This window comes from Variovorax paradoxus, assembly GCF_030815855.1.
In the GTDB taxonomy this organism is placed as follows: domain Bacteria; phylum Pseudomonadota; class Gammaproteobacteria; order Burkholderiales; family Burkholderiaceae_C; genus Variovorax; species Variovorax paradoxus_M.
In genome coordinates, this window is the sequence record NZ_JAUSXG010000001.1 from 2930342 (window position 1) to 2949593 (window position 19252).

The following is a 19252-nucleotide window of genomic DNA, read 5'->3' on the forward strand; positions in this document are numbered from 1 at the left end:
TTTGTGCGGTGTGCAGGGAGTGCGCGGCTCGTCAGATCGCATAGGCCTTCTTGCGCCGCTCCATGAGGCGCAGGATCATCGGCGTGAAGATCAGCTGCATGGCCAACTCCATCTTTCCGCCCGGCACCACCAGGGTGTTGGCGCGCGACATGAACGAGTCGTGCAGCATGCTCAGCAGGTACGGAAAGTCGAAGCCAATCGGGTTGGCGAAGCGGATCACCACCAGGCTCTCATCCGGGCTCGGAATGGTTCGCGCAATGAACGGGTCGGAGGTGTCGACCACCGGCACACGCTGGAAGTTGATGTGCGTGCGCGTGAACTGCGGGCAGATGTAGTGCACGTACTCGTTCATGCGCCGCAGGATCACATCCGTCACGGCCTCGGTGGAATAGCCGCGTGTGTTCTTGTCGCGGTGCAGCTTCTGGATCCACTCGAGGTTGATCACCGGCACCACGCCGATCAGCAGGTCGACATGGCGCGCAATGTCGACCTTCTCCGTCGTCACGCCGCCATGCAAGCCTTCATAGAACAGCAGCTCGCTGTTCGGCAGCGTTTCCCACGGCGTGAAGGTGCCGGGCTCCTGCTTGTAAGGAGCCGCCTCCTGAGCGTCGTGCAAATACTTGCGGCTTCGGCCGACACCCGCTTCGCCGTAGTCGCAAAACAGCGCCTCGAGTTCGGCGAACAGGTTGGCGTCTTCGCCGAAGTGGCTGAAGTTGCGGTTACCGGCGGCCTCGGCTTCGGCCATCGCCACCTTCATGGAGCTGCGGTCGTAGCGGTGGAAGCTGTCGCCCTCCACGATCGCCGCCTTGACGCTCTCGCGGCGAAAGATGTTCTCGAAGGTTCGCGTGACGGACGTGGTGCCCGCGCCGGACGAACCGGTAATGGCAACGATGGGATGCTTGGCTGACATGGTGGCCTCGGGGAGATAAAGAATTCGTACGGGGCCGCACGCGCTCGGCCCTGCTGTCTTGTTGCTGGCGCGCCGTTGCGCCGTTGTTCAGGCAGCCGTCGCAAAGAGCCCGCGCTTGCCGAACAACGGGGCCTGGTAGGTGTCCTGCGGGTCTTCGCTGTGGTACGCCTCCACGCGCGCCACCTCTTCGGACGAGCCGAAGACGAAGCCGATGCGCTGGTGAATCGATTCCGGCTCCACCGCCATCAGCCGGCGCCGGCCGGTGCTGGCCATGCCGCCCGCCTGCTCGATCAAGAAGGAAATCGGGTTGGCCTCGTACAGCAGCCTAAGGCGCCCGTCACGGCCTGATTCCTTGCTGTCGCGCGGGTACATGAAGACGCCGCCGCGCATCAGGATGCGGTGCGTCTCGGCCACCAGCGAGGCGATCCAACGCATGTTGAAGTCGATGCCGCGCGGGCCCTCCTTGCCGGCCAGGCATTCGTCGACATAGCGCTTCACGGCCGGTTCCCAGAAGCGGCTGTTCGACGCGTTGATGGCAAATTCGCTGGTCTGCCGCGGAATGCTCAGGTTCGGATGGCTCAGCACCCATTCGCCGAGCTGCGGGTCGAGCGTGAACGCATGCGTGCCGTTGCCCAGCGTCAGCACCAGCATCGTCGAAGGGCCGTAGATCGCGTAGCCGGCGCCCACCTGCTCCGTGCCGGGCTGCAGAAAATCTTCAGGCTTCGCATCGGCATCGAGCGTGGGCGCACGCAGTATCGAGAAAATGCTGCCCACCGCCACGTTCACGTCGATGTTCGACGACCCGTCGAGCGGATCGAACAGCAGCAGGTACTTGCCGCGCGGGAACTGCTGCGGCGGCAGGTACGGCTCTTCCATCTCTTCCGAAACCATGCCCGCCACGTGGCCGCCCCACTCGTTGGCGCGCAGGAACATGTCGTTGCTCAGCACGTCGAGGGTCTTCTGCTCTTCGCCCTGCACGTTCTGCGTTCTGGCGCTGCCCAGCACGTCGCCGAGCGCGCCGAGCGCCACCTTGCGCGAGATCGCCTTGCAGGCAAGAGAGACGTCGGTGATGAGCGCGTTGAGCGCGCCCGTGGCACCGGGGTGGCGGCGGCGCTCCTCGATGATGTACTGGGTCAGCGTGGCCTTGCCTGCAATCGGCATGATCGTCTCCTGGTTGGATTCAAAAAACTCTGTTCGTTGTCGTCGTTTCTTCATCGCCGCGAACGCCGCGCGATTCGCGCACCGTCAACAACAGCTGCTGGGGCGTCGCAACGCGCCACGCCGGCGGCGCCCCGGCTGCCGCCGCGTGCCCGCCGTAGCCCCAGGCCACCAGCGCCGCCGGACAGCCGGCGGCATGCGCGGCCAGCAGGTCGGCCGGACCGTCGCCCACCATCAGCAAGCGCGCGGGCTCCACACCCAGCCGGTGCGCCGCGGCCTGCAGCAGGAACGGCGCGGGCTTGCGCTGCGCCGCGGCATCGGCGCCGTAAACCCCCGCCATCGGCTGCAGCAGACCCGCTGCATCCAGCACGGCGCGTGCCAGCGGCGTCGGCTTGTTCGTGACCACCACCATCGGCAGCGAACGGCGTAGGCCGTCGACAAGTTCGGCCACACCCTCGAACACGCCGCCGAACTGCAACGGGGCCGCCAGCGTGGCGGCATCGAAGGCCCGGCGCAGTTGCGCGCGCAGCGCCTCGTCGGCGGCAACGCCCTGCTGGCGCAAGGCCTGCAGGATCAGCGCGTCGGGGCCGTCGCCGATCCATGTGCGCACTGTGTCCAGGTCGAAGCGCGCGAACCCGGCCTCTTTCAGCGCGGCGTTCAGCGCCGCGCGGATGTCCGGGGCGCTGTCGACCAGCGTGCCGTCGAGGTCGAAGGCAATGGCGTCGATATCGCGTAGATCTTTCGTCATGCGGGACACTCTTCCACGGCATGCCGGCCCCGCAGCGCCTGGCTGCGAATCGCGTCGATGGCCTCGCGATAGCGGCCGCCGCTGAAGACGGCCGAGCCCGCCACCAGCGTGTCGGCGCCGGCGGCGCCGACGCGGGCGGCGTTGTCAGGCTTCACGCCGCCATCGACCTCGAGCCAGATGTCGCGCCCGCTGGCATCGATGCGGCGGCGTACCGCCTCGATCTTCGGCAGCACGCTCTCGATGAAGCTCTGCCCGCCGAAGCCGGGGTTGACCGACATCAGCAGCACCAGGTCGAGCTGGTCCAGCACATGGTCGAGCACCTGCAGCGGCGTGGCGGGGTTGAGCACCAGGCCGGCCTTGCAGCCGCTGGCCTTGATCAGCCGGATCGTGCGGTCGATGTGCTCGCTGGCCTCGGGGTGGAACGAGATGATCGAGGCGCCCGCCTCCGCGAACATGGGGATCAGCGCATCGACCGGCTTGACCATCAGGTGCACGTCGATCGGCACCGTCGCGTAGGGCTTGATGGCCTCGCACACCAGCGGGCCGATTGTCAGATTCGGTACATAGTGGTTGTCCATGACGTCGAAATGGATCAGATCGGCGCCGGCCTCGATGACCGCCGTGACCTCTTCGCCAAGCCGCGCGAAGTTCGCGGACAGCAGGCTGGGCGCGATGCGCATGGCTGGGGCAAACCCCGATGCGATGGGTTTTGGGTTCTGCATCTCAACAGTCCTCCCGGTAGAGCGCCTGCACGGCATTCGGAGACGGGGCCACGGTGGCCATCCGCAAGAGTTCTTCGATTCCGAGCCACGCCGCGGACTGGAGGCGCGCGCCCGGCTCGCCGGGCAGCGGACCGGTGGGGTCTCCCAGCCCGGGCAGCACCAGCCCGGCGCCGCTGAAGTCGCTGCCCTCGGTCCAGAAGGTGGGCGTGACCAGGGTCCAGAGGCCGGCGCCCAGCGCCGAACGCAGGCCGTTGGACGAGTCCTCGATGGCGATGGCGCGCTCGGGCGGCACACCGAGTGTGTCGAGCGCGAGCAGGTAGATGTCGGAGGCCGGCTTCTTTGCGCGCACCTGGTCGCCGCAGGCGATCACGTCGAACATCGTGAGGCCCCTCGCGCCCAGCGTGGCCTGCAGCAGCGCGTCGATGTTGACCGCAGTGGTGGTGCTCGCAATGGCCAGGCGCAAGCCGGCGTTCTGGGCCTCTTCGAGGAAGCGCAACACGCCGGGACGCAGCGCAATGCCGCCTCGGCGTGCGATGTCGGTGTAGTGCTGCGTCTTGGCGGCATGGATTTCGGGCACGCGGTCACGCAGCCGGTTTTTCTCCGATGCGCTCAGGGGCAGCGAATCGATGTAGGCGTTCATGCGCTCCTTGCCGCCTGTGACCGCCAGCAGAGACCGGTACTCGGCCTGCTCCCAGTGCCAGCCGATCCCCAGCTGGTCGAACGCGAGGTTGAAGGCCATGCGGTGCACGTCCTCGGTGTCGGCCAGGGTGCCGTCGACGTCGAATACCAGGGCTTCGATGCTCATGGTTACGCTCCTTCCGTTCCCACGGCATTCGCTGCTGGATTGAAGACGCGGCTCGCCAGAATGTCCTGCGCCTCGAGCGTGCAGAGCTGCTCGCGCGTCAGGGCCTGCTCGCTGCCGAAGAGGCGCGTCGCGTGGCGCAGCCGGATGCGGTCGAGCGCATTGCGGATCGATCGCGCATTGGCAAAGTGCGGCTGCTGCCGGCGCAGGCCCACATAGCGCGAGAAGGTGGACGCCGCGCCGTCGTCGAAGCTGTAGTTCAGCCGGCCCAACATGAGCTGCGCGATCTGCATCAGCTCGGCCTCGCTGTAGTCCGGAAAATCGATGTGGTGCGCAATGCGCGAGGCCATGCCCGGGTTGCTGCTGAAGAAGGTCTCCATGCGGTCCTTGTAGCCCGCCAGAATCACCACCAGGTCGTCGCGCTGGTTTTCCATCACCTGCAGCAATATTTCGATCGACTCCTGCCCGTAGTCGCGCTCGTTCTCGGGCCGGTAGAGGTAGTAGGCCTCGTCGATGAACAGCACGCCGCCCATCGCCTTCTTGATCACCTCCTTGGTCTTGGGCGCCGTGTGGCCGATGAACTGGCCCACCAGGTCGTCGCGCGTGACCGCCACCAGGTGGCCCTTGCGCACGTAGCCCAGCTGCTTGAGCACCTCGGCCATGCGCATGGCCACGGTGGTCTTGCCGGTGCCCGGGTTGCCGGTGAACGACATGTGCAGCGAAGGCGGCGCCGATTGCAGGCCCTGTTCCTGGCGCAGCTTGTCGATCAGGAGCAGCGCCGCAATGTCGCGGATGCGGCCCTTCACCGGCGCCAGGCCGATCAGCTCGGCATCGAGCTGGTCGAGCAGCGCCTTCACGCCCGAAGACTCGAAGAGCTGCTTCGGCGCGGTGGCGACGGCCGGGATGACGGGGGTTTCGGTGGCGTCCATGCAAGGCTCCAGAAAATTCCGTGCAGCGGGGTCTTTCAGTACCGGCTGCCTTCAGGCCGCGCCTGCGCCGCATAGCTTTCGATGCTGTAGCGGATCGTGCGGCCCGGCTCCTCGGTGCGGATGAGGCGAAAGCCCGGTTCGTTCGAAGGCCGGTTGACGATGAACGACATCACGACCGACTCGGTGCCGTGCGTCGAGTCGAACGCGGTCACGCGGATGTACTGCTGCGGAAAGGTCTTGCGGCAGGACGCGAGTTCGAGCATGACGCCGGCCGCGTCCTTGATGTCGAACATCGGGTTGCCGAACATCTCCCAGAAGGTGTTGCGCGGATGCGGGTCGTCGGTGTATTCGAGGCCGATGGCCCAGCCCTTGTCGAGGCAATACTCGACCTGGCGGCTGATCTGCTCGTTGCTGAGGTCGGGCAGGAAGGAAAAAGTGCCTTGTGTGATTCGCATGTCTGTTGCTCCTGGAGAACTGCGGAACGGAAAACGGGTTCAGGCCATCGACGGCGTCGGCACATAGTCCGACGTGTCGGTGGAGGCGTAGTTGAAGGAGATCTCGCCCCAGGTGTCGAGCGCAGCCGCCAGCGGCGTGCACCATTTGGCCGCGTCGCGCAGGATTTGCGGCCCCTCGTTGGCGATGTCGCGCCCTTCGTTGCGCGCCAGCACCATGGCTTCGAGCGCCACGCGGTTGGCGGTGGCCCCGGCCTGGATGCCTTGCGGGTGCCCGATGGTTCCGCCGCCGAACTGCAGCACCACGTCGTCGCCGAACAGGTCGAGCAACTGGTGCATCTGGCCCGCATGAATGCCGCCCGAAGCCACCGGCATCACCTTGCGCAGCGCGCCCCAGTCCTGGTCGAAGTAGATGCCGCGCGGCAGGTCGACCTTGGTGTGCGTGTCGCGGCAGACGTTGTAGTAGCCCTGCACCGTCATCGGGTCGCCCTCGAGCTTGCCGACCGCCGTGCCCGCATGGATGTGGTCGACGCCCGCCAGGCGCATCCACTTGGCGATCACGCGGAAGCTCACGCCGTGGTTCTTCTGGCGCGTGTAGGTGCCGTGGCCCGCGCGGTGCAGGTGCAGGATCATGTCGTTCTGGCGGCACCAGTGGCTCATCGACTGGATGGCCGTGTAGCCGACGACCAGGTCGATCATCACGATCACCGAGCCGAGCTCCTTGGCGAACTGTGCGCGGCGGTACATCTCTTCCATGGTGCCGGCCGTGACGTTCAGGTAGCTGCCCTTCACCTCGCCGGTGGCGGCGCTGGCCTTGTTGACTGCGTCCATCACGAAGAGGAAGCGGTCGCGCCAGTGCATGAACGGCTGCGAGTTGATGTTCTCGTCATCCTTCATGAAGTCGAGCCCGCCGCGCAGGCCCTCGTACACCACGCGGCCGTAGTTGCGGGCGGAGAGGCCGAGCTTGGGCTTGGTGGTGGCGCCCAGCAAAGGCCGGCCGAACTTGTCCAGCCGCTCGCGCTCCACCACGATGCCGGTCGGCGGGCCGGGGAAGGTCTTGACGTAGGCCACCGGAAACTTCATGTCCTCGAGCCGCGCCGCCTTCAGCGGCTTGAAGCTGAAGACGTTGCCGATGATGGAAGCCGTCACGTTGGTGATGGAGCCCTCTTCGAACAGCGAGAGGTCGTAGGCCACGTAGCAGAAGTACTGGCCCGGGTTGTTGGGCACCGGCTCCACCTTGTAGGCCTTGGCGCGGTACATGTCGCAGGCGGTGAGGCGGTCGGTCCACACCACCGTCCAGGTGGCGGTGGACGATTCGCCGGCCACCGCAGCGGCGGCTTCGACGGCGTCGACACCCTCTTGCGGCGTGATGCGGAACAGCGCCAGGATGTCCGTGTCCTTCGGCACGTAGTCGCCGTCCCAGTAGCCCATCTGCGCGTACTTCAGCACACCGGCCGAATAGCGCTTCTTGGCGTCGGTGATCTGGATTGCTTCGTTCATGTTGCCCATGGAGTGCCTCTCGAGTGAAGGGGGTTGGTGCTGTCGGTGAAGTGAATGTAGGCCGCATAAAAGATTAAGAAAAATTAAATCTTTTGACATTCACATTTGCGAAACCTAATATCACTTCATGCCTCTTACCAAGCACGCGAGCTTTCGCCAGCTCGCCACCTTCCACGCCGTGGCGCGGCTCGGCAGCGTTTCACTGGCTGCCGACGAAATGCATCTGACGCAACCCGCGGTGTCGATCCAGATCGGCACGCTCGAAGAGTCGGCCGGCACGCCGCTGTTGCAGCGCACGGGCCGCGGCATCCGGCTGACCGAAGCAGGCGAACTGCTCGCGGGCTATGCGGGCCGCATCCTCGACCTGTGGCGCGAGGCCGGCGACGAAATGGCGATGCTGCAGGGCGTGTTCTCGGGCACGCTGCGCGTGGGCGCCATCACCACGGCCGAATACCTGCTGCCGCCCATCCTGGTGAACTTCGCCAAGGAGCACCCGAAGGTGAAGGTGAAGCTGCAGGTCGGCAACCGCGACGAGATCGTGCGAATGCTCGCGGGCCAGGAGATCGACATCGCCATCATGGGCCGCCCCCCCGCTGAGCTGAAGACCGACTCCAGCGCCTTCGCCAAGCACCCGATGGCCTTTCTCGCGGCGCCTTCGCATCCGCTGATGTCAGCTGCCAAGCCGACGCTGGCCATGCTGTCGGACACGCGCATGCTGGTGCGCGAGCGCGGCTCGGGCACGCGCACCACGGTCGAACGCTTCTTCAAGGACCAGGGCCTGCCGCTGCGCATCGGCTCCGAGCTGTCGAGCAACGAAGCCATCAAGCAGATGTGCGCCGCGGGCTTCGGCATCGCATTTTTGTCGATGCACACCTGCGTGCTCGAGATGAATGCCGGCTTGCTGGGCGTGCTGCCCGTGCCCGGCAATCCGGTGGTGCGCGACTGGTACGTGATGCACCTGGCGTCGCGGCAATTGCCGCAGGTGGCCCTGGCGTTCGAAGACTACCTGCGCGCGAACGGGCAGGCGCAGATCCAGCAGCAGCTGGGTTCGCTGCCGGCGGCGCGGGCGCCCGCGAAAAAGCGAAGCGTGCGGCGCACCGCCTGAGCTTTTCGGCGCGCGGCTCAGACGCCCAGCTGCATCCTCACGCCGATCCACACCGCGCGCGGCGCGCCAGGTGCCACGAACTGGGCGTTGCGCCATGCATCAGGCGCCGACACTGCGCCGCCGGCGTCGAATCCGTTGCGGCCCAGCTGGCCGGCGGTGGCATAGCGGCGGTTGAACACGTTCGCCACCTTGGCGAAAAGCTCCACGTTGCGACCGAGCTTCCAGCGCGTGGTGAGGTCGAGCAGCGCATAGCCGCCGATGCGGCCGCTGCCGCTGAAGTCGGCGCCGTCGGGCGCGTGCAAGCCGTTCTCGTTGCCGCGCACAGTCTGCCGCGAATAGACGCGGTACTGCGCGCCCAGGCTCCAGCTTGGTGTCACGCGCCAGTCGACGTTGAGCTTGAGCGAGTGCGCCGGCAGGCCCGGCAGGCGATCGCCGGGCCGCACCGCGATCTCGCCTTCGCCGGTGCATGCGGCGTTGGTCTCGGCGCTGCTGTTCGATTCGGACACCAGGCACGCCGGCGAGTCGTACCTTGCGCGCAGGTAGCTGTACGACAGCGACCAGTCCAGCCTGTCGTTCTGCTGCGAAAGGCCCAGTTCCACGCCCTGGCGCAGGGTGCGTCCGAAGTTGCTGAAGTAGCCGCGCGAAAGCCCGCTGCTGACGAACAGCAGGTCGTCCTTGTTGACCGTGCGGAACACCGAGGCGTTCCACCGCAGCCCATGGTCGAGCGTGCCGCGCAACCCGGTTTCGAAGGTCTGCGACACCACCTGCTTGAGCGGCGGATCGGACTGCAGCGCATTGGGCAGCACGCAGGCGTTGGCCGGGTCGGAGCAGCCCAGCTCGATCGGGCTCGGCGCGCGGCTGCCCTGGCTCCAGCCGGCATAGGCGGTGAGCCGCGGCGTGGCCTGCCATGTGAGCCCGATGGCGGGATTGAACTTCTTGTAGCGGCCTTCGCCGTCGAGCTGGGTCGAAAGCCCGAGCAAGGCGCGCCCATCGTCGCGGGTGGACACGCGGGTGTCGTTGTAGCGGCCCGAAAGGCTCAGCTGCAGGTTCGGCTGCAGCGTGACCAGGTCGGAAAAATAGAGGCTCATCGTGCGGCTCTTGCCAGCGAGCAGCGCGTCGGCCTCGGCCTCTTCCTGCGGCACCACAGCGCGCGTGGCGTCGAGAAAACCTTCCGCTTCGGTCTGCAGGAAGCGCGTGCGTGCGCGATCGACCGAAGCACCGAAGGTGAGCTGGTGAATGCCCGCGGTGTAGGTCGACTGCAGCGCCACGCCTTCGCTGCGCTGGCGCGTGTAGGTGCGGTTCTCCACGCCCGAGGCTTCGACGTCGGGCGGATTGAAATCGTCGTTGAGGTCGCCGTTGAGCGTGCTGTAGCGCGAGCGCCGCGTGTACGCGGTCATGGAAATCGTCTGCACGTCGCTCAGGCGATAGCTGCCGTTGAGCGTGAGCATCGACATGCGGTTCTCGGTGCGGTCGGGCCGCGTGTACACCTGCTTTCGGTTCTGCATCAGCATGGATTCGGGCAGCAAGCCATTGCCCACCATGCGGTTGTCGCCATGGGTGAAGCTCAGGTCCCATGAAAGCTTGCCGCTGTCTTGCCCGACCTTGGCAAACAGCTGCCTCACGCGTGACGGCGAAAAGTTACGCCAGCCGTCTTCATTGAGCCCGCCGAACGCGAGAAACAGGTGCCCGCCTTCGGCCAGCTTGCGGCCGTGCGTGAGCTCGGTGCTCACGCGGCCGAAGGAGCCGGCCTGCAACTCCAGTTCGGTGCCGGGGTGCGTGTCGCCGCGCTTGGTCTGCAGCGACAGCGCACCGCCGAGCGTGTTCAGGCCGAACAGCGGGTTGGAACCCGGCAGCAGCGTGATGCTCGAGATGGCCGCCTTCGGGATCAGGTCCCAGTTCACCACGTCGCCAAAGGGCTCGTTGATGCGCACGCCGTCCTGGTACACCGACAGCCCCTGCGGCGTTCCGAGCACCGGGCTCGCACTGAAGCCGCGGTAGTTCACGTCCACCTGGTACGGATTGCCCTGGATCTCGTTCACGTTCACGCTCGGCATCTGCGTGGCCATGAAATCCGGCAGGTTCAGGCTCTGCGCGCGGCGCAAGCTCCGGTCGTCCGCGGTCTGCACGTTCGACGGGATCTGGTCCTTCGGCACCTCGATGCCCGGCACGGGCGTGGCGCTGACCACCTCGACGGTGGGCAGGCTGCCGGCCTGCGCCGCGAGTTCCTGCGCCTGCCCGGTCAGGGGGCAGGCCGCGGCGGCCACGGCAAGGCCGATCAGCCGGCGGGTCGTTTGCGGGTTCGGTCGGCTCACGGTGTTCTCCTCCCTCAGGTGCCGGTGCGCGTGAGGCCCAGCTTTTCGACGATGGCGCGCTCCTGCGCGAAGATTTCCCGGCAAGACTGCGCGTAGGCCTCCGGCCCGAGGTAATCGACCTCCTGGTCGTACTTGGCGAGCTCGTCCTTGAAGCGCTGGTCGAACATGGCCTTCTTGAAAGCGTCATGCAGCACCGCTACCACCCTCGGCGACATGCCGCGCGGTCCGGCCAGTCCGTAGGGCGACTTGGCCACGATGTCGAAGCCGAGCTCGCGCAGAACGGGCACCTGCGGCCAACGCTTCGACCGCTCGCCGGAAAAAATCGCCAGCAGCCGCAGCGTGCCCGCATCGACGGCCGGCCCAAAGCCCGTGGAATTGACGCCGGCCATCACCTGCCCGCCCGCGATCGCATTCAGTTGCTCGGCCGTGCCCTTGTACGGCACGTGGATGTAGCGCAAGCCGCGCGCCGTGAACAGCGCCTCCAGCACCATGTGCGGCGTGGTGCCGATGCCGTTGGTGGCAATGGTCAGCTCGCCGGGCCGCGCGCGCGCGAATGCAAACATGTCGTCGAGCGAACGCACGGGGCTGCCGGCCGCCACCAGCACGCCGAAGGTCACGCTGGAGACCTGGATGATCGGTGTCACATCGCGGATCGGGTCCCACAGCACCTTCTGCGTGTGCGGCGCGCGGAACACCGGCTGCGGCATCTGGGCGATGGTGTAGCCGTCGGGCCGTGCCTGCTGCAGCACCGGCATCGCGAGTGTGCCGCCGGCGCCGCCGCGGTTTTCGGTCAGCACCGTCTGGCCCAGCGCGGCGGAAGCCAGGTCGGCCAGAACCCGCAGCGAGATGTCGGTGGCGCCACCCGCGGGCCAGGGCACCCACAGCGTGACGGGCCGCGAAGGAAAAGGTTCGGTCGAAGCCATCGCTCCCGCCAAGGGCAGCGCGCCCAGCGCCAGCGCAGCCGCATCGCGCAGCCAGCCGCGCCGGGTGAAGCCGCCCTGCCCGCTCATGGCCCGCCTCCTCCGCGCTTGGTCAGCCCGCCGAAACCGCGCTGCGGGTCGTAGCCCCAGCACGCAAACCCGAAGAAGACGATCAGGCAACCCAGCACCACATAAGGGGCAAGGCCCGGGTCCTTGCCATAGAGCGCGAAGCGGATCCATTCCACCGCGTAGGTAAAGGGATTGAAGCGCGCCAGCTGGTACACCCACTCGGCGCCCGACTCCTGCAGCTTCCACAGCGGATAGAGCGCGGTCGACAGGAAGTACATCGGGAAGATGACGAAATTCATCGTGCCCGCGAAATTCTCCAGCTGCTTGATATGCACCGACAGCAGCAGCCCGAGCGCGCCCAGCATGAGCGCGCCGGCCGCCAGCGCCACCAGCGCATGCAGCCCGGAGAGCGACAGCAGCGGCAGTTCGGTGCCGATGAGCGCCGCCACCACCACGAACACCAGCGCCTGCAGCACCGACAGCAGCGCGGTGGCGCACAGCTTGGAAAACAGCAGCCAGGGCCGCGGCAGCGGCGCGGTGAGCAACAGGCGCATCAGGCCCATCTCGCGGTCGTACACCATCGCCAGCGACGACTGCATGCCGTTGAACAGCAGCACCATGCCGACCAGCCCCGGCACGATGTACACGTCGTAAGGAATGTAGGTGTCGTAGGGCTCGACGATCGCCACGCCGAACACATTGCGAAAGCCCGCGGCGAACACGGCCAGCCACAGCAGCGGCCGCACCAGTGCCGACACCAGCCGCCCGGTCTGCTGCGAGAATTTGTACAGCTCGCGCAGCATGATGGCGCGCATGGCCTGCAGGGCATGGCCAATACCTCGCCGGGCCGCCGGCTCGGCGTGTTCGCCCGCGGGCGTTTCGGTTTTCAGCGTGCGTTCGGACATAGCTTCTCCGGCGCATCGGCGCCCAGCGTGTCGAGCACGTTGCGTGGATGCAGCACGCCTTCGGCCGGCGCCTGCGCGATGACGCCCTGCCCATCGCTCAGCAGCATGGGCTGGCGCAGCTGGCCGTCCCAGGCGCGAAAGCTCAGGGCGGTGCCCTTGGAACCGTCGAGCGTGCTCTTGGCAATAGCCTGTGCCCAGGCCGTGTTGGGACCCTTGGGCGCGGCAATGGCGACTGCCGCCAGCGTCTTGCCGGCCATCCACGCGGACCAGTCGTGCGCGGTCATCGGGCGCTTCGCGGCCTTGGCAAAGCGCCGCGAAACCTGCGGCGCGCCGTAGCGCTCGAACTGCGCGTGCCAGGCCAGAGGCACCAGCCCGCCATCGCCGACCACCGGCCGCGGCAGCACGGTGCGGTACGGCAGCGTTCGGGCGAACTCGCCGTCGCTGTCGACCACCCAGACGGCGTCGTAGCTGTTGCCGGCCGTGAGCAACAGCGAATTGGCCAGGTCGCGCTCGCGCGGGTCGGCCGAGAGCTTGAACGGCTTGCTGGCCACCACTTGCAACCCGTAGCGCTTGATCGACGCCTGCACGGTCGCCGCACGCAGTGCGTCCTGCGGGCTGCCGCCCACCAGCAGGAGCAGCTTGCTCCATTTGCGCGACACCAGCGTCTGCGCCAGCGCGTCGCTGCGCATGCGTTCGCTGGGTATCAGGTGGAACAAGCGGGCGCGGCAGTCCTGCTGGCGCAACCGGTCGGATGGATCGCTCAGGTTCAGTACCGGCAACTTCACGGCATCGGCCACCGCCAGCGTCCAATCGGCCGGCAGGTCGGTCAGCAGCACCGCGGCACCCGCCTTCTCGGCGGCCACCGCGGCGGCCCGCGCCGCCTCGATGGAAGCGGCCGGCGCGGTGGCCAGCGCCACCTCGGCGCCGGTGGCCTCGAGTTCGAATTTCGCTTCTTCGAGCGCGACCTCGAGCCCTTCGGAAAGCGGACCGCCCGGGTGCCCGAGGTAGGCCCGTTCCAGGCGCGAACGCTCCAGGCGGGGATCGTCGCCGGGCGTGATCAGGGTCGCCTTGAGCACCGCCGCGCCCACCGCCATGGGAGCGAGAAGACCGAGGCCGAAAGCAGCCGCCAACCACGCGCCCGCATACCGGAATGCCGTTGCGTACATCCTCATTCGACGATCACGAGCCCATAGGGCACGCGCCCTACCGGAACGCTCTTGATGGCCTTGGCGCCGGCCACATCGACCACCGTCACGTCGTCGCTCAGGCCGTTGACCACGTACAGCCGTGCCTGCGCCTTGTCGAGCGTGACGTTCCAGGCCCGCTTGCCGACCAGCACCAGCGAACCGACCTTGCGGGCGGCCACGTCGACGAACGCCACGTGATTGGCGCGGCCGAGGCCCACGAACGCCCGCTTGCCGTCGCTCGTCATCTGGATGCCGACGGGCGTGATGTCTTCGGCGCGCGCGCCCTTCACTTCGAACTTCAGCGTGTCGATCACTTCGTGCGTGGCGGTCGAGACGATGCTGACGCTGGCGCCCAGTTCGTTGGTGACCCACAGCTCCTTGCCGTCGGGCGTGATCGCCATGCGCCGCGGCCGCTTGCCGACCTTGACGTTCTTCACGACCTTGCCGGTCGCCGTGTCGATCACGTGCACGAGGCTGGCCACTTCCGAGGTCACGTACAGGGTCTTGCCGTCGGCACTGACCTTGACGCCCTCAGGCTCCGCGCCCACCTTCACGGAGCGCAGCTTCTTGCCGCTGGCCGTATCGATGAAGCTGGCCTCGCCCGCGTCCTCGTTGGAAACATAGATGACCTTGCCGTCCGGCGACAGGTCGAAGGCCTCGGGCTCGTCGCCGAGAGGAATGCGCCGCACCGACTTGCCGCTCGCGGGATCGATCAGGTCGGCCTGGTTGGAGTCGGTACACGCCACCATGATCTGCCGCTCGGGCGTCAGCTGGATGTGGCGCGCGCGCTTGCAGGTGGCAATGGTGCCTTTCACGGCCAGGGTTCCGAGATCGATCATCGTCAGCGCGCTGTCCTTCTCGCTCGATACATAGGCGGTGCCTTGCGCCAGTGCGGCATTGCCCGCGGCGGCCAGCACGAACGCGATCGCGATCGCGCTAGGTCGGCAGGCCGCGCGAACAGGGGCGCAACGGAGCGAAAGCAAAGAAGGTTGCGGCATGCGGTGTCTCCATTTTCTTGACTCGAATTCTTCTTGGTTCAGGCGGTGCGCGCGATAAAGCCCGCCTCCAATGTGGCGCCGCCGAGCAGCTGCCCCACCTCCGCCGGCGTGCCGTCCGCCAGCAGGGAACCCTTGTGCAGCACGAGCACGCGGTCGGCCTCTTCGGCTTCCTCGACCCGGTGCGTGGCCCACAGCACGCACACGCCGCGCTCGCGCACGTCGGCCCGCAGCGCGGCCAGCAGATCCTGCCGCGACTTCGGGTCGAGCCCCACCGTGGCTTCGTCCATCAGCAGCACGGCCGGCCGGTGCAGGCCCGCGCGCGCAAGCTCTACCTTGCGCCGGTTGCCACCCGACAGTTCGCGCACCTTGCGGTTCAGGTCCGCGTCGATGTTCAGGCGCTCGCACGCCGAAGCAATGCGCTCTTCGGCCAGCCGCCGCGGCAGGCCGTGCAGGTCGGCCTGGAACAGCAGGTTGCGGCGGATGCTCAGGTCCAGGTCGAGCGACATCTGCTGGAACACCACGCCGATGTGCCGCAGTGCAGCAGTGGCCGATCGGCGCAGCGAATGGCCGGCGACTTCGACCTCGCCTTCATCGGCGGCGAACATGCCCGTCAGCACCTGGAACAGGGTCGACTTGCCCGCGCCGTTGGGGCCGAGCAATGCCACGAACTGGCCCGCACCCAACTGCAGCGACAACGACCGAAGCGCCGTGCGCGTGCCATAGCGCTTGGTTAAGTCGATGGTTCGCAGCATGTAGGAAATTTGTCGAGCTGTTCGGATTTCAATGGTATTTGCCGTTTGCTCTTGGAGCCGCAAATTCTGTGCCTCTGGCCCACAAGGGTTTTCACTGTGATGAGTCCCTGCTCATTTGGCCGTGCAGCCGCCGATGCGGCTCGCAGGCGCCGGGCATCCGTACTTCGCACGAGACACTTTGCGTCAAATTTGGATGCGCACACCGTGCGCGTGCAACCGCATGGGTGTTGTGCTGCACTGCGCAATGCTTTCGAACGCCCGGGATTTCCCTAGGTTCAGTTCCCATTGCGGCACGCCGCCGCAAGCAGCGGGCGTGCAGCGCCGCAATGCCCTCCTGCGAGTGAAGCCGCAGGCCTTTGCATCGAGGGCACAGCGCGCCGCGGGACAGCCACGGCATGAAACGGCAGGCATGGATGTTGCGGACCGCAGCATTCGCCAAAGCGATCGAAAGATCCGCAGGCTGATGCCAGATCGTGTTCGAAACCCACTGAAATGTGAGGAGACATTTATGAAGTTTTCCAGGCAGATCGCCGGCCGTCTCGTACGGCACATCGGCGTCGCGATGTTGGCTCTTCCGGCTTTGGCGCTTGCCAATGCCGATGTAGAGAAAAACATCGCCAACTCCAAGAACTGGGCCACGCAAGCGGGCGATATGTTCAACCAGCGCTACAGCAAGTTGAATCAGATCACCAAGAGCAACGTGGGCAAGATGCAGGTCGCGTGGACGTTCTCCACCGGCGTGCTGCGCGGTCACGAGGGCTCGCCCCTGGTGGTCGACGGCACGATGTACCTGCACTCGCCGTTCCCGAACAAGGTGTTCGCGGTCGACGTCGAGACCCAGAAGATCCTGTGGAAGTACGAACCCAAGCAGGATCAGTCAGTGATCGCGGTCATGTGCTGCGACACGGTGAACCGCGGGCTTGCCTATGCCGAAGGAAAGGTCTTCCTGCAACAGGCCGACACCACACTGGTTGCGCTCGATGCCAAGACCGGCAAGGTGGCGTGGACGGTGAAGAACGGCGATCCGAAGGTCGGTGCCACCAACACCAACGCGCCCCACGTCTTCAAGGACAAGGTCATCACCGGCATCAGCGGCGGCGAGTTCGGCGTGCGCGGCTTCCTGGCCGCCTACAACATCAAGGACGGCAAGCTGGCCTGGAAGGGCTTCAGCACGGGGCCTGACGAAGAAATGCTGATGGACCCGGCCAAGACCATGACCTGGACCGACGGCAAGATGGCGCCCGTAGGCAAGGACTCTTCGCTGAAGACCTGGAAGGGCGACCAGTGGAAGATCGGCGGCGGCACCACCTGGGGCTGGTACAGCTACGACAAGGCGACCAATGCCGTGTACTACGGCACCGGAAACCCGTCGACCTGGAACCCGGCGCAACGGCCCGGCGACAACAAGTGGTCGATGAGCATCTGGTCGCGCGACGTCGACACGGGCAAGGTCAACTGGGTCTACCAGATGACGCCGTATGACGAGTGGGACTTCGACGGCATCAACGAAATGATCCTGGCGGACATCAACGTCAAGGGCAAGCCCACCAAGGCGCTGGTGCACTTCGACCGCAACGGCTTTGCCTACACGCTGGACCGCGTGACCGGTGCGCTGCTGGTGGCCGAGAAGTACGACCCCAAGGTGAACTGGGCCACGCACGTCGACATGAAGACGGGCCGCCCGCAAGTGGTTGCCAAGTACTCCACCGCGCAGAACGGCGCCGACGTCAACACCAAGGGCGTTTGCCCCGCCGCCCTCGGCAGCAAGGACCAGCAACCCGCCTCGTACGACCCCAACACCAAGCTCTTCTACGTGCCGACGAACCACGTCTGCATGGACTACGAGCCGTTCAAGGTCGAGTACACCGCGGGCCAGCCGTACGTGGGCGCCACGCTCTCGATGTACCCCACGCCGGGCAGCCATGGCGGCATGGGCAACTTCATTGCATGGGACGCGGGCACCGGCAAGATCGTGCAGACCAAGGCCGAGAAGTTCTCGGTGTGGAGCGGTTCGCTGAACACCGCCGGCGGGATCTCCTGCTACGGCACGCTGGAAGGCTACCTGAAGTGCGTGGATGCCAAGGACATCAACAAGGAGCTCTTCAAGTTCAAGACGCCGTCCGGGATCATCGGCAACGTGTTCACCTATGAGCACAAGGGCAAGCAGTACATCGGCGTGTTCTCGGGCATCGGCGGCTGGGCCGGCATCGGCATGGCAGCGGGCATCGACCCCGAGAAGAGCACCGAAGGCCTGGGTGCCGTGGGTGGCTACAAGGAGCTGAGCCAATACACCGAACTGGGCGGCTCGCTCACCGTGTTTGCGCTGCCCAGCAACTGAAGTTGAAGCAAGCGACTGAGGTTATTACCAAGGCGTCGAGAGACAGATAGACGCAACATGCGGACAGGGAGAGCACTCGCTCGAGGGCTCTCCCCCGTACCTTCAAAGATACCGGAGACCCTGGAGCCATGAAATTTCGTAAGTCAACGTTGCTGCCTTCCCTCGTACTGCTTGCCGGCGTCGCCTGCACACTGGCCGTCGCTGCCGCGCCGGACCCCGCGCCCTACAAAGTAACCGACGGCTACAAGGTGGACCCGGAAACCATGAAGGGTTTCCGCACCTGGCGCTCCGCAGCGTGTGACCGCTGCCACGGACCCAACCAGGAAGGCATGGTCGGCCCCTCGCTGATCAACAGCCTCAAGACCATGAAGAAGGAAGACTTCATCAAGACCGTTCGCGACGGTCGGCTCGACAAGGGCATGCAGAGCTTCGGCAACAACCCTGCGGTGATGGAAAACATCAACCAGCTCTATGCCTACCTGAAGGGCCGGTCCGACGGCGCAATCACGCGCGCCCGAGTGGAAGAAAACAAATGACCGCCCGGCAGCGTGCTGCCAATCCCCTTTCCCTCGGCGCTCGACTGCGGACGGGCCTCGCGGGTCTCGTGGGCGCGGCATGCTGCTGCGCAGTGCTTCCGGCCCAGGCGCAGGAAACGCCGCCACGCAAGGAATTCCGCGTTTGCCAGGACCCCAACAACCTGCCCTTCTCCAACACCAAGGGAGAAGGCATCGAGAACCGCATCGCCGATCTGTTCGGCAAGACGCTCGGCCTGCCGGTCGTCTACTACTCGTTTCCGCAGCGCATGGCCTTCTTTCGCAACACGCTGCGCTTCAAGCTGCCGGGGCAAGACTACCCTTGCGACATCGTGATGGGCGTGCCCGTTGGGCTCGATGAAGTCTCGGTGACCAAGCCCTACTACCGCTCGACCTATGCGCTGGTCTTCCCCAAGGGCAAGGGCATGGACAACGTGGCTTCGGCCGAAGATTTCCTGAAGCTCGATCCAGCCAAGCTCAAGTCGCTGCGCATCGGCATCTACGACCGGTCGCCGGCTTCGCAATGGCTCAACCGGCATGGCCTGCTCGAGCAAGGCGTGCCCTACAAGCTCATGAGCGCCGACCCCGCGCAGTATCCGGGCGAGATCGTCGAGAAAGACCTGGCCGAAGGCAAGCTCGACGCCGTCGTGGTCTGGGGGCCGATTGCCGGCTTCTTCGCCCGGCGTGTCAAGACTCCGGCGCTGGTCGTGGTGCCGCTCAAGTCCGAAAAAGGCCTGCGGCTCGACTACCAGATGGCGATGGGCGTGCGCTACGGCGAACGCGAATGGAAGCAGCAGATCGAAGGGCTGATCGAATCGAAGGCGCCCGAGATCCAGGCCATCTTGAAGGAGTACGGCGTTCCGCTGGTCGATGCATCGTTCGGAGCGCCCAACAACTGACCGGTTTTCCATC

The 19252-nt window shown here is 66.1% G+C and carries 18 protein-coding genes; 4 read left to right on the forward strand and 14 right to left on the reverse strand.

Features of this window, described 5'->3' with window-relative positions; translation table 11 throughout:
* Positions 1–31: 31 nt before the first annotated feature.
* The 8 genes from QFZ42_RS13800 to QFZ42_RS13835 form a co-directional block, all read right to left on the reverse strand.
* On the reverse strand, positions 32–910 hold the full coding sequence (locus tag QFZ42_RS13800; protein ID WP_307701491.1) for a phosphoribulokinase: 879 nt from the start codon (positions 908–910) through the stop codon (positions 32–34).
* Positions 911–997: 87 nt separating this feature from the next.
* Positions 998–2071, reverse strand: a complete 1074-nt coding sequence (locus QFZ42_RS13805; RefSeq protein ID WP_307701492.1) for a class 1 fructose-bisphosphatase — start codon at positions 2069–2071, stop codon at positions 998–1000.
* A 19-nt stretch (positions 2072–2090) separates the two neighbouring features.
* Positions 2091–2816 carry an HAD-IA family hydrolase gene (locus QFZ42_RS13810; RefSeq protein ID WP_307701493.1) on the reverse strand — a complete coding sequence of 242 codons (726 nt, stop codon included), beginning with the start codon at positions 2814–2816 and terminating at the stop codon, positions 2091–2093.
* Positions 2813–3538 carry a ribulose-phosphate 3-epimerase gene (gene rpe, locus QFZ42_RS13815; RefSeq protein WP_307701494.1) on the reverse strand — a complete coding sequence of 242 codons (726 nt, stop codon included), beginning with the start codon at positions 3536–3538 and terminating at the stop codon, positions 2813–2815. The genes QFZ42_RS13810 and rpe overlap by 4 nt, the downstream gene beginning before the upstream one ends.
* A gap of 1 nt (position 3539) precedes the next feature.
* Positions 3540–4343 (reverse strand): HAD-IA family hydrolase, encoded by an 804-nt coding sequence (locus tag QFZ42_RS13820; protein ID WP_307701495.1) that lies wholly within the window; start codon positions 4341–4343, stop codon positions 3540–3542.
* A 2-nt stretch (positions 4344–4345) separates the two neighbouring features.
* Positions 4346–5269 carry a CbbX protein gene (gene cbbX, locus QFZ42_RS13825; protein ID WP_307701496.1) on the reverse strand — a complete coding sequence of 308 codons (924 nt, stop codon included), beginning with the start codon at positions 5267–5269 and terminating at the stop codon, positions 4346–4348.
* A 35-nt stretch (positions 5270–5304) separates the two neighbouring features.
* Positions 5305–5724 (reverse strand): ribulose bisphosphate carboxylase small subunit, encoded by a 420-nt coding sequence (locus QFZ42_RS13830; RefSeq protein ID WP_307701497.1) that lies wholly within the window; start codon positions 5722–5724, stop codon positions 5305–5307.
* Positions 5725–5763: 39 nt separating this feature from the next.
* A complete protein-coding gene (locus QFZ42_RS13835) occupies positions 5764–7230 on the reverse strand; it encodes a form I ribulose bisphosphate carboxylase large subunit (RefSeq protein WP_373423335.1) in 1467 nt (488 codons plus the stop codon).
* A 118-nt stretch (positions 7231–7348) separates the two neighbouring features.
* On the opposite strand from QFZ42_RS13835, the gene QFZ42_RS13840 reads away from it, so the two are divergent.
* Positions 7349–8326, forward strand: a complete 978-nt coding sequence (locus QFZ42_RS13840; protein ID WP_307701499.1) for a LysR family transcriptional regulator — start codon at positions 7349–7351, stop codon at positions 8324–8326.
* A gap of 17 nt (positions 8327–8343) precedes the next feature.
* Here the strand turns inward: QFZ42_RS13840 and QFZ42_RS13845 are convergent, their stop codons facing one another.
* Genes QFZ42_RS13845 through QFZ42_RS13870 form a run of 6 tightly spaced genes read right to left on the reverse strand, consistent with a single transcriptional unit; the run spans position 8344 to position 15469 of the window.
* A complete protein-coding gene (locus QFZ42_RS13845) occupies positions 8344–10638 on the reverse strand; it encodes a TonB-dependent receptor (protein WP_307701500.1) in 2295 nt (764 codons plus the stop codon).
* 14 nt (positions 10639–10652) lie between these two features.
* Positions 10653–11648 (reverse strand): tripartite tricarboxylate transporter substrate binding protein, encoded by a 996-nt coding sequence (locus QFZ42_RS13850; protein ID WP_307701501.1) that lies wholly within the window; start codon positions 11646–11648, stop codon positions 10653–10655.
* On the reverse strand, positions 11645–12532 hold the full coding sequence (locus QFZ42_RS13855; protein WP_307701502.1) for an ABC transporter permease: 888 nt from the start codon (positions 12530–12532) through the stop codon (positions 11645–11647). Before QFZ42_RS13855 ends, QFZ42_RS13850 begins: the two co-directional genes overlap by 4 nt.
* On the reverse strand, positions 12514–13704 hold the full coding sequence (locus QFZ42_RS13860) for a branched-chain amino acid ABC transporter substrate-binding protein (protein WP_307701503.1): 1191 nt from the start codon (positions 13702–13704) through the stop codon (positions 12514–12516). The genes QFZ42_RS13855 and QFZ42_RS13860 overlap by 19 nt, the downstream gene beginning before the upstream one ends.
* The gene (locus QFZ42_RS13865; RefSeq protein WP_307701504.1) at positions 13701–14717 is read right to left on the reverse strand and encodes a PQQ-dependent catabolism-associated beta-propeller protein; all 1017 of its coding nucleotides are present in this window, start codon (positions 14715–14717) and stop codon (positions 13701–13703) included. The genes QFZ42_RS13860 and QFZ42_RS13865 overlap by 4 nt, the downstream gene beginning before the upstream one ends.
* Before the next feature lie 38 nt (positions 14718–14755).
* Entirely contained in the window at positions 14756–15469 is a 714-nt protein-coding gene (locus QFZ42_RS13870; RefSeq protein WP_307701505.1) for an ABC transporter ATP-binding protein, read from the reverse strand.
* A 562-nt stretch (positions 15470–16031) separates the two neighbouring features.
* Here QFZ42_RS13870 and QFZ42_RS13875 point away from each other — a divergent pair.
* The 3 genes from QFZ42_RS13875 (at position 16032) to QFZ42_RS13885 (ending at position 19239) form a co-directional block, all read left to right on the forward strand.
* Positions 16032–17807: a methanol/ethanol family PQQ-dependent dehydrogenase gene (locus QFZ42_RS13875; RefSeq protein WP_373423390.1), complete on the forward strand. Its 1776-nt coding sequence runs from the start codon at positions 16032–16034 to the stop codon at positions 17805–17807.
* Between the two features lie 128 nt (positions 17808–17935).
* Complete coding sequence (locus QFZ42_RS13880) at positions 17936–18343, forward strand: c-type cytochrome (protein WP_093011263.1); 408 nt, start codon at positions 17936–17938, stop codon at positions 18341–18343.
* Entirely contained in the window at positions 18340–19239 is a 900-nt protein-coding gene (locus QFZ42_RS13885) for a substrate-binding domain-containing protein (protein ID WP_307701507.1), read from the forward strand. Before QFZ42_RS13880 ends, QFZ42_RS13885 begins: the two co-directional genes overlap by 4 nt.
* Positions 19240–19252: the final 13 nt, after the last annotated feature.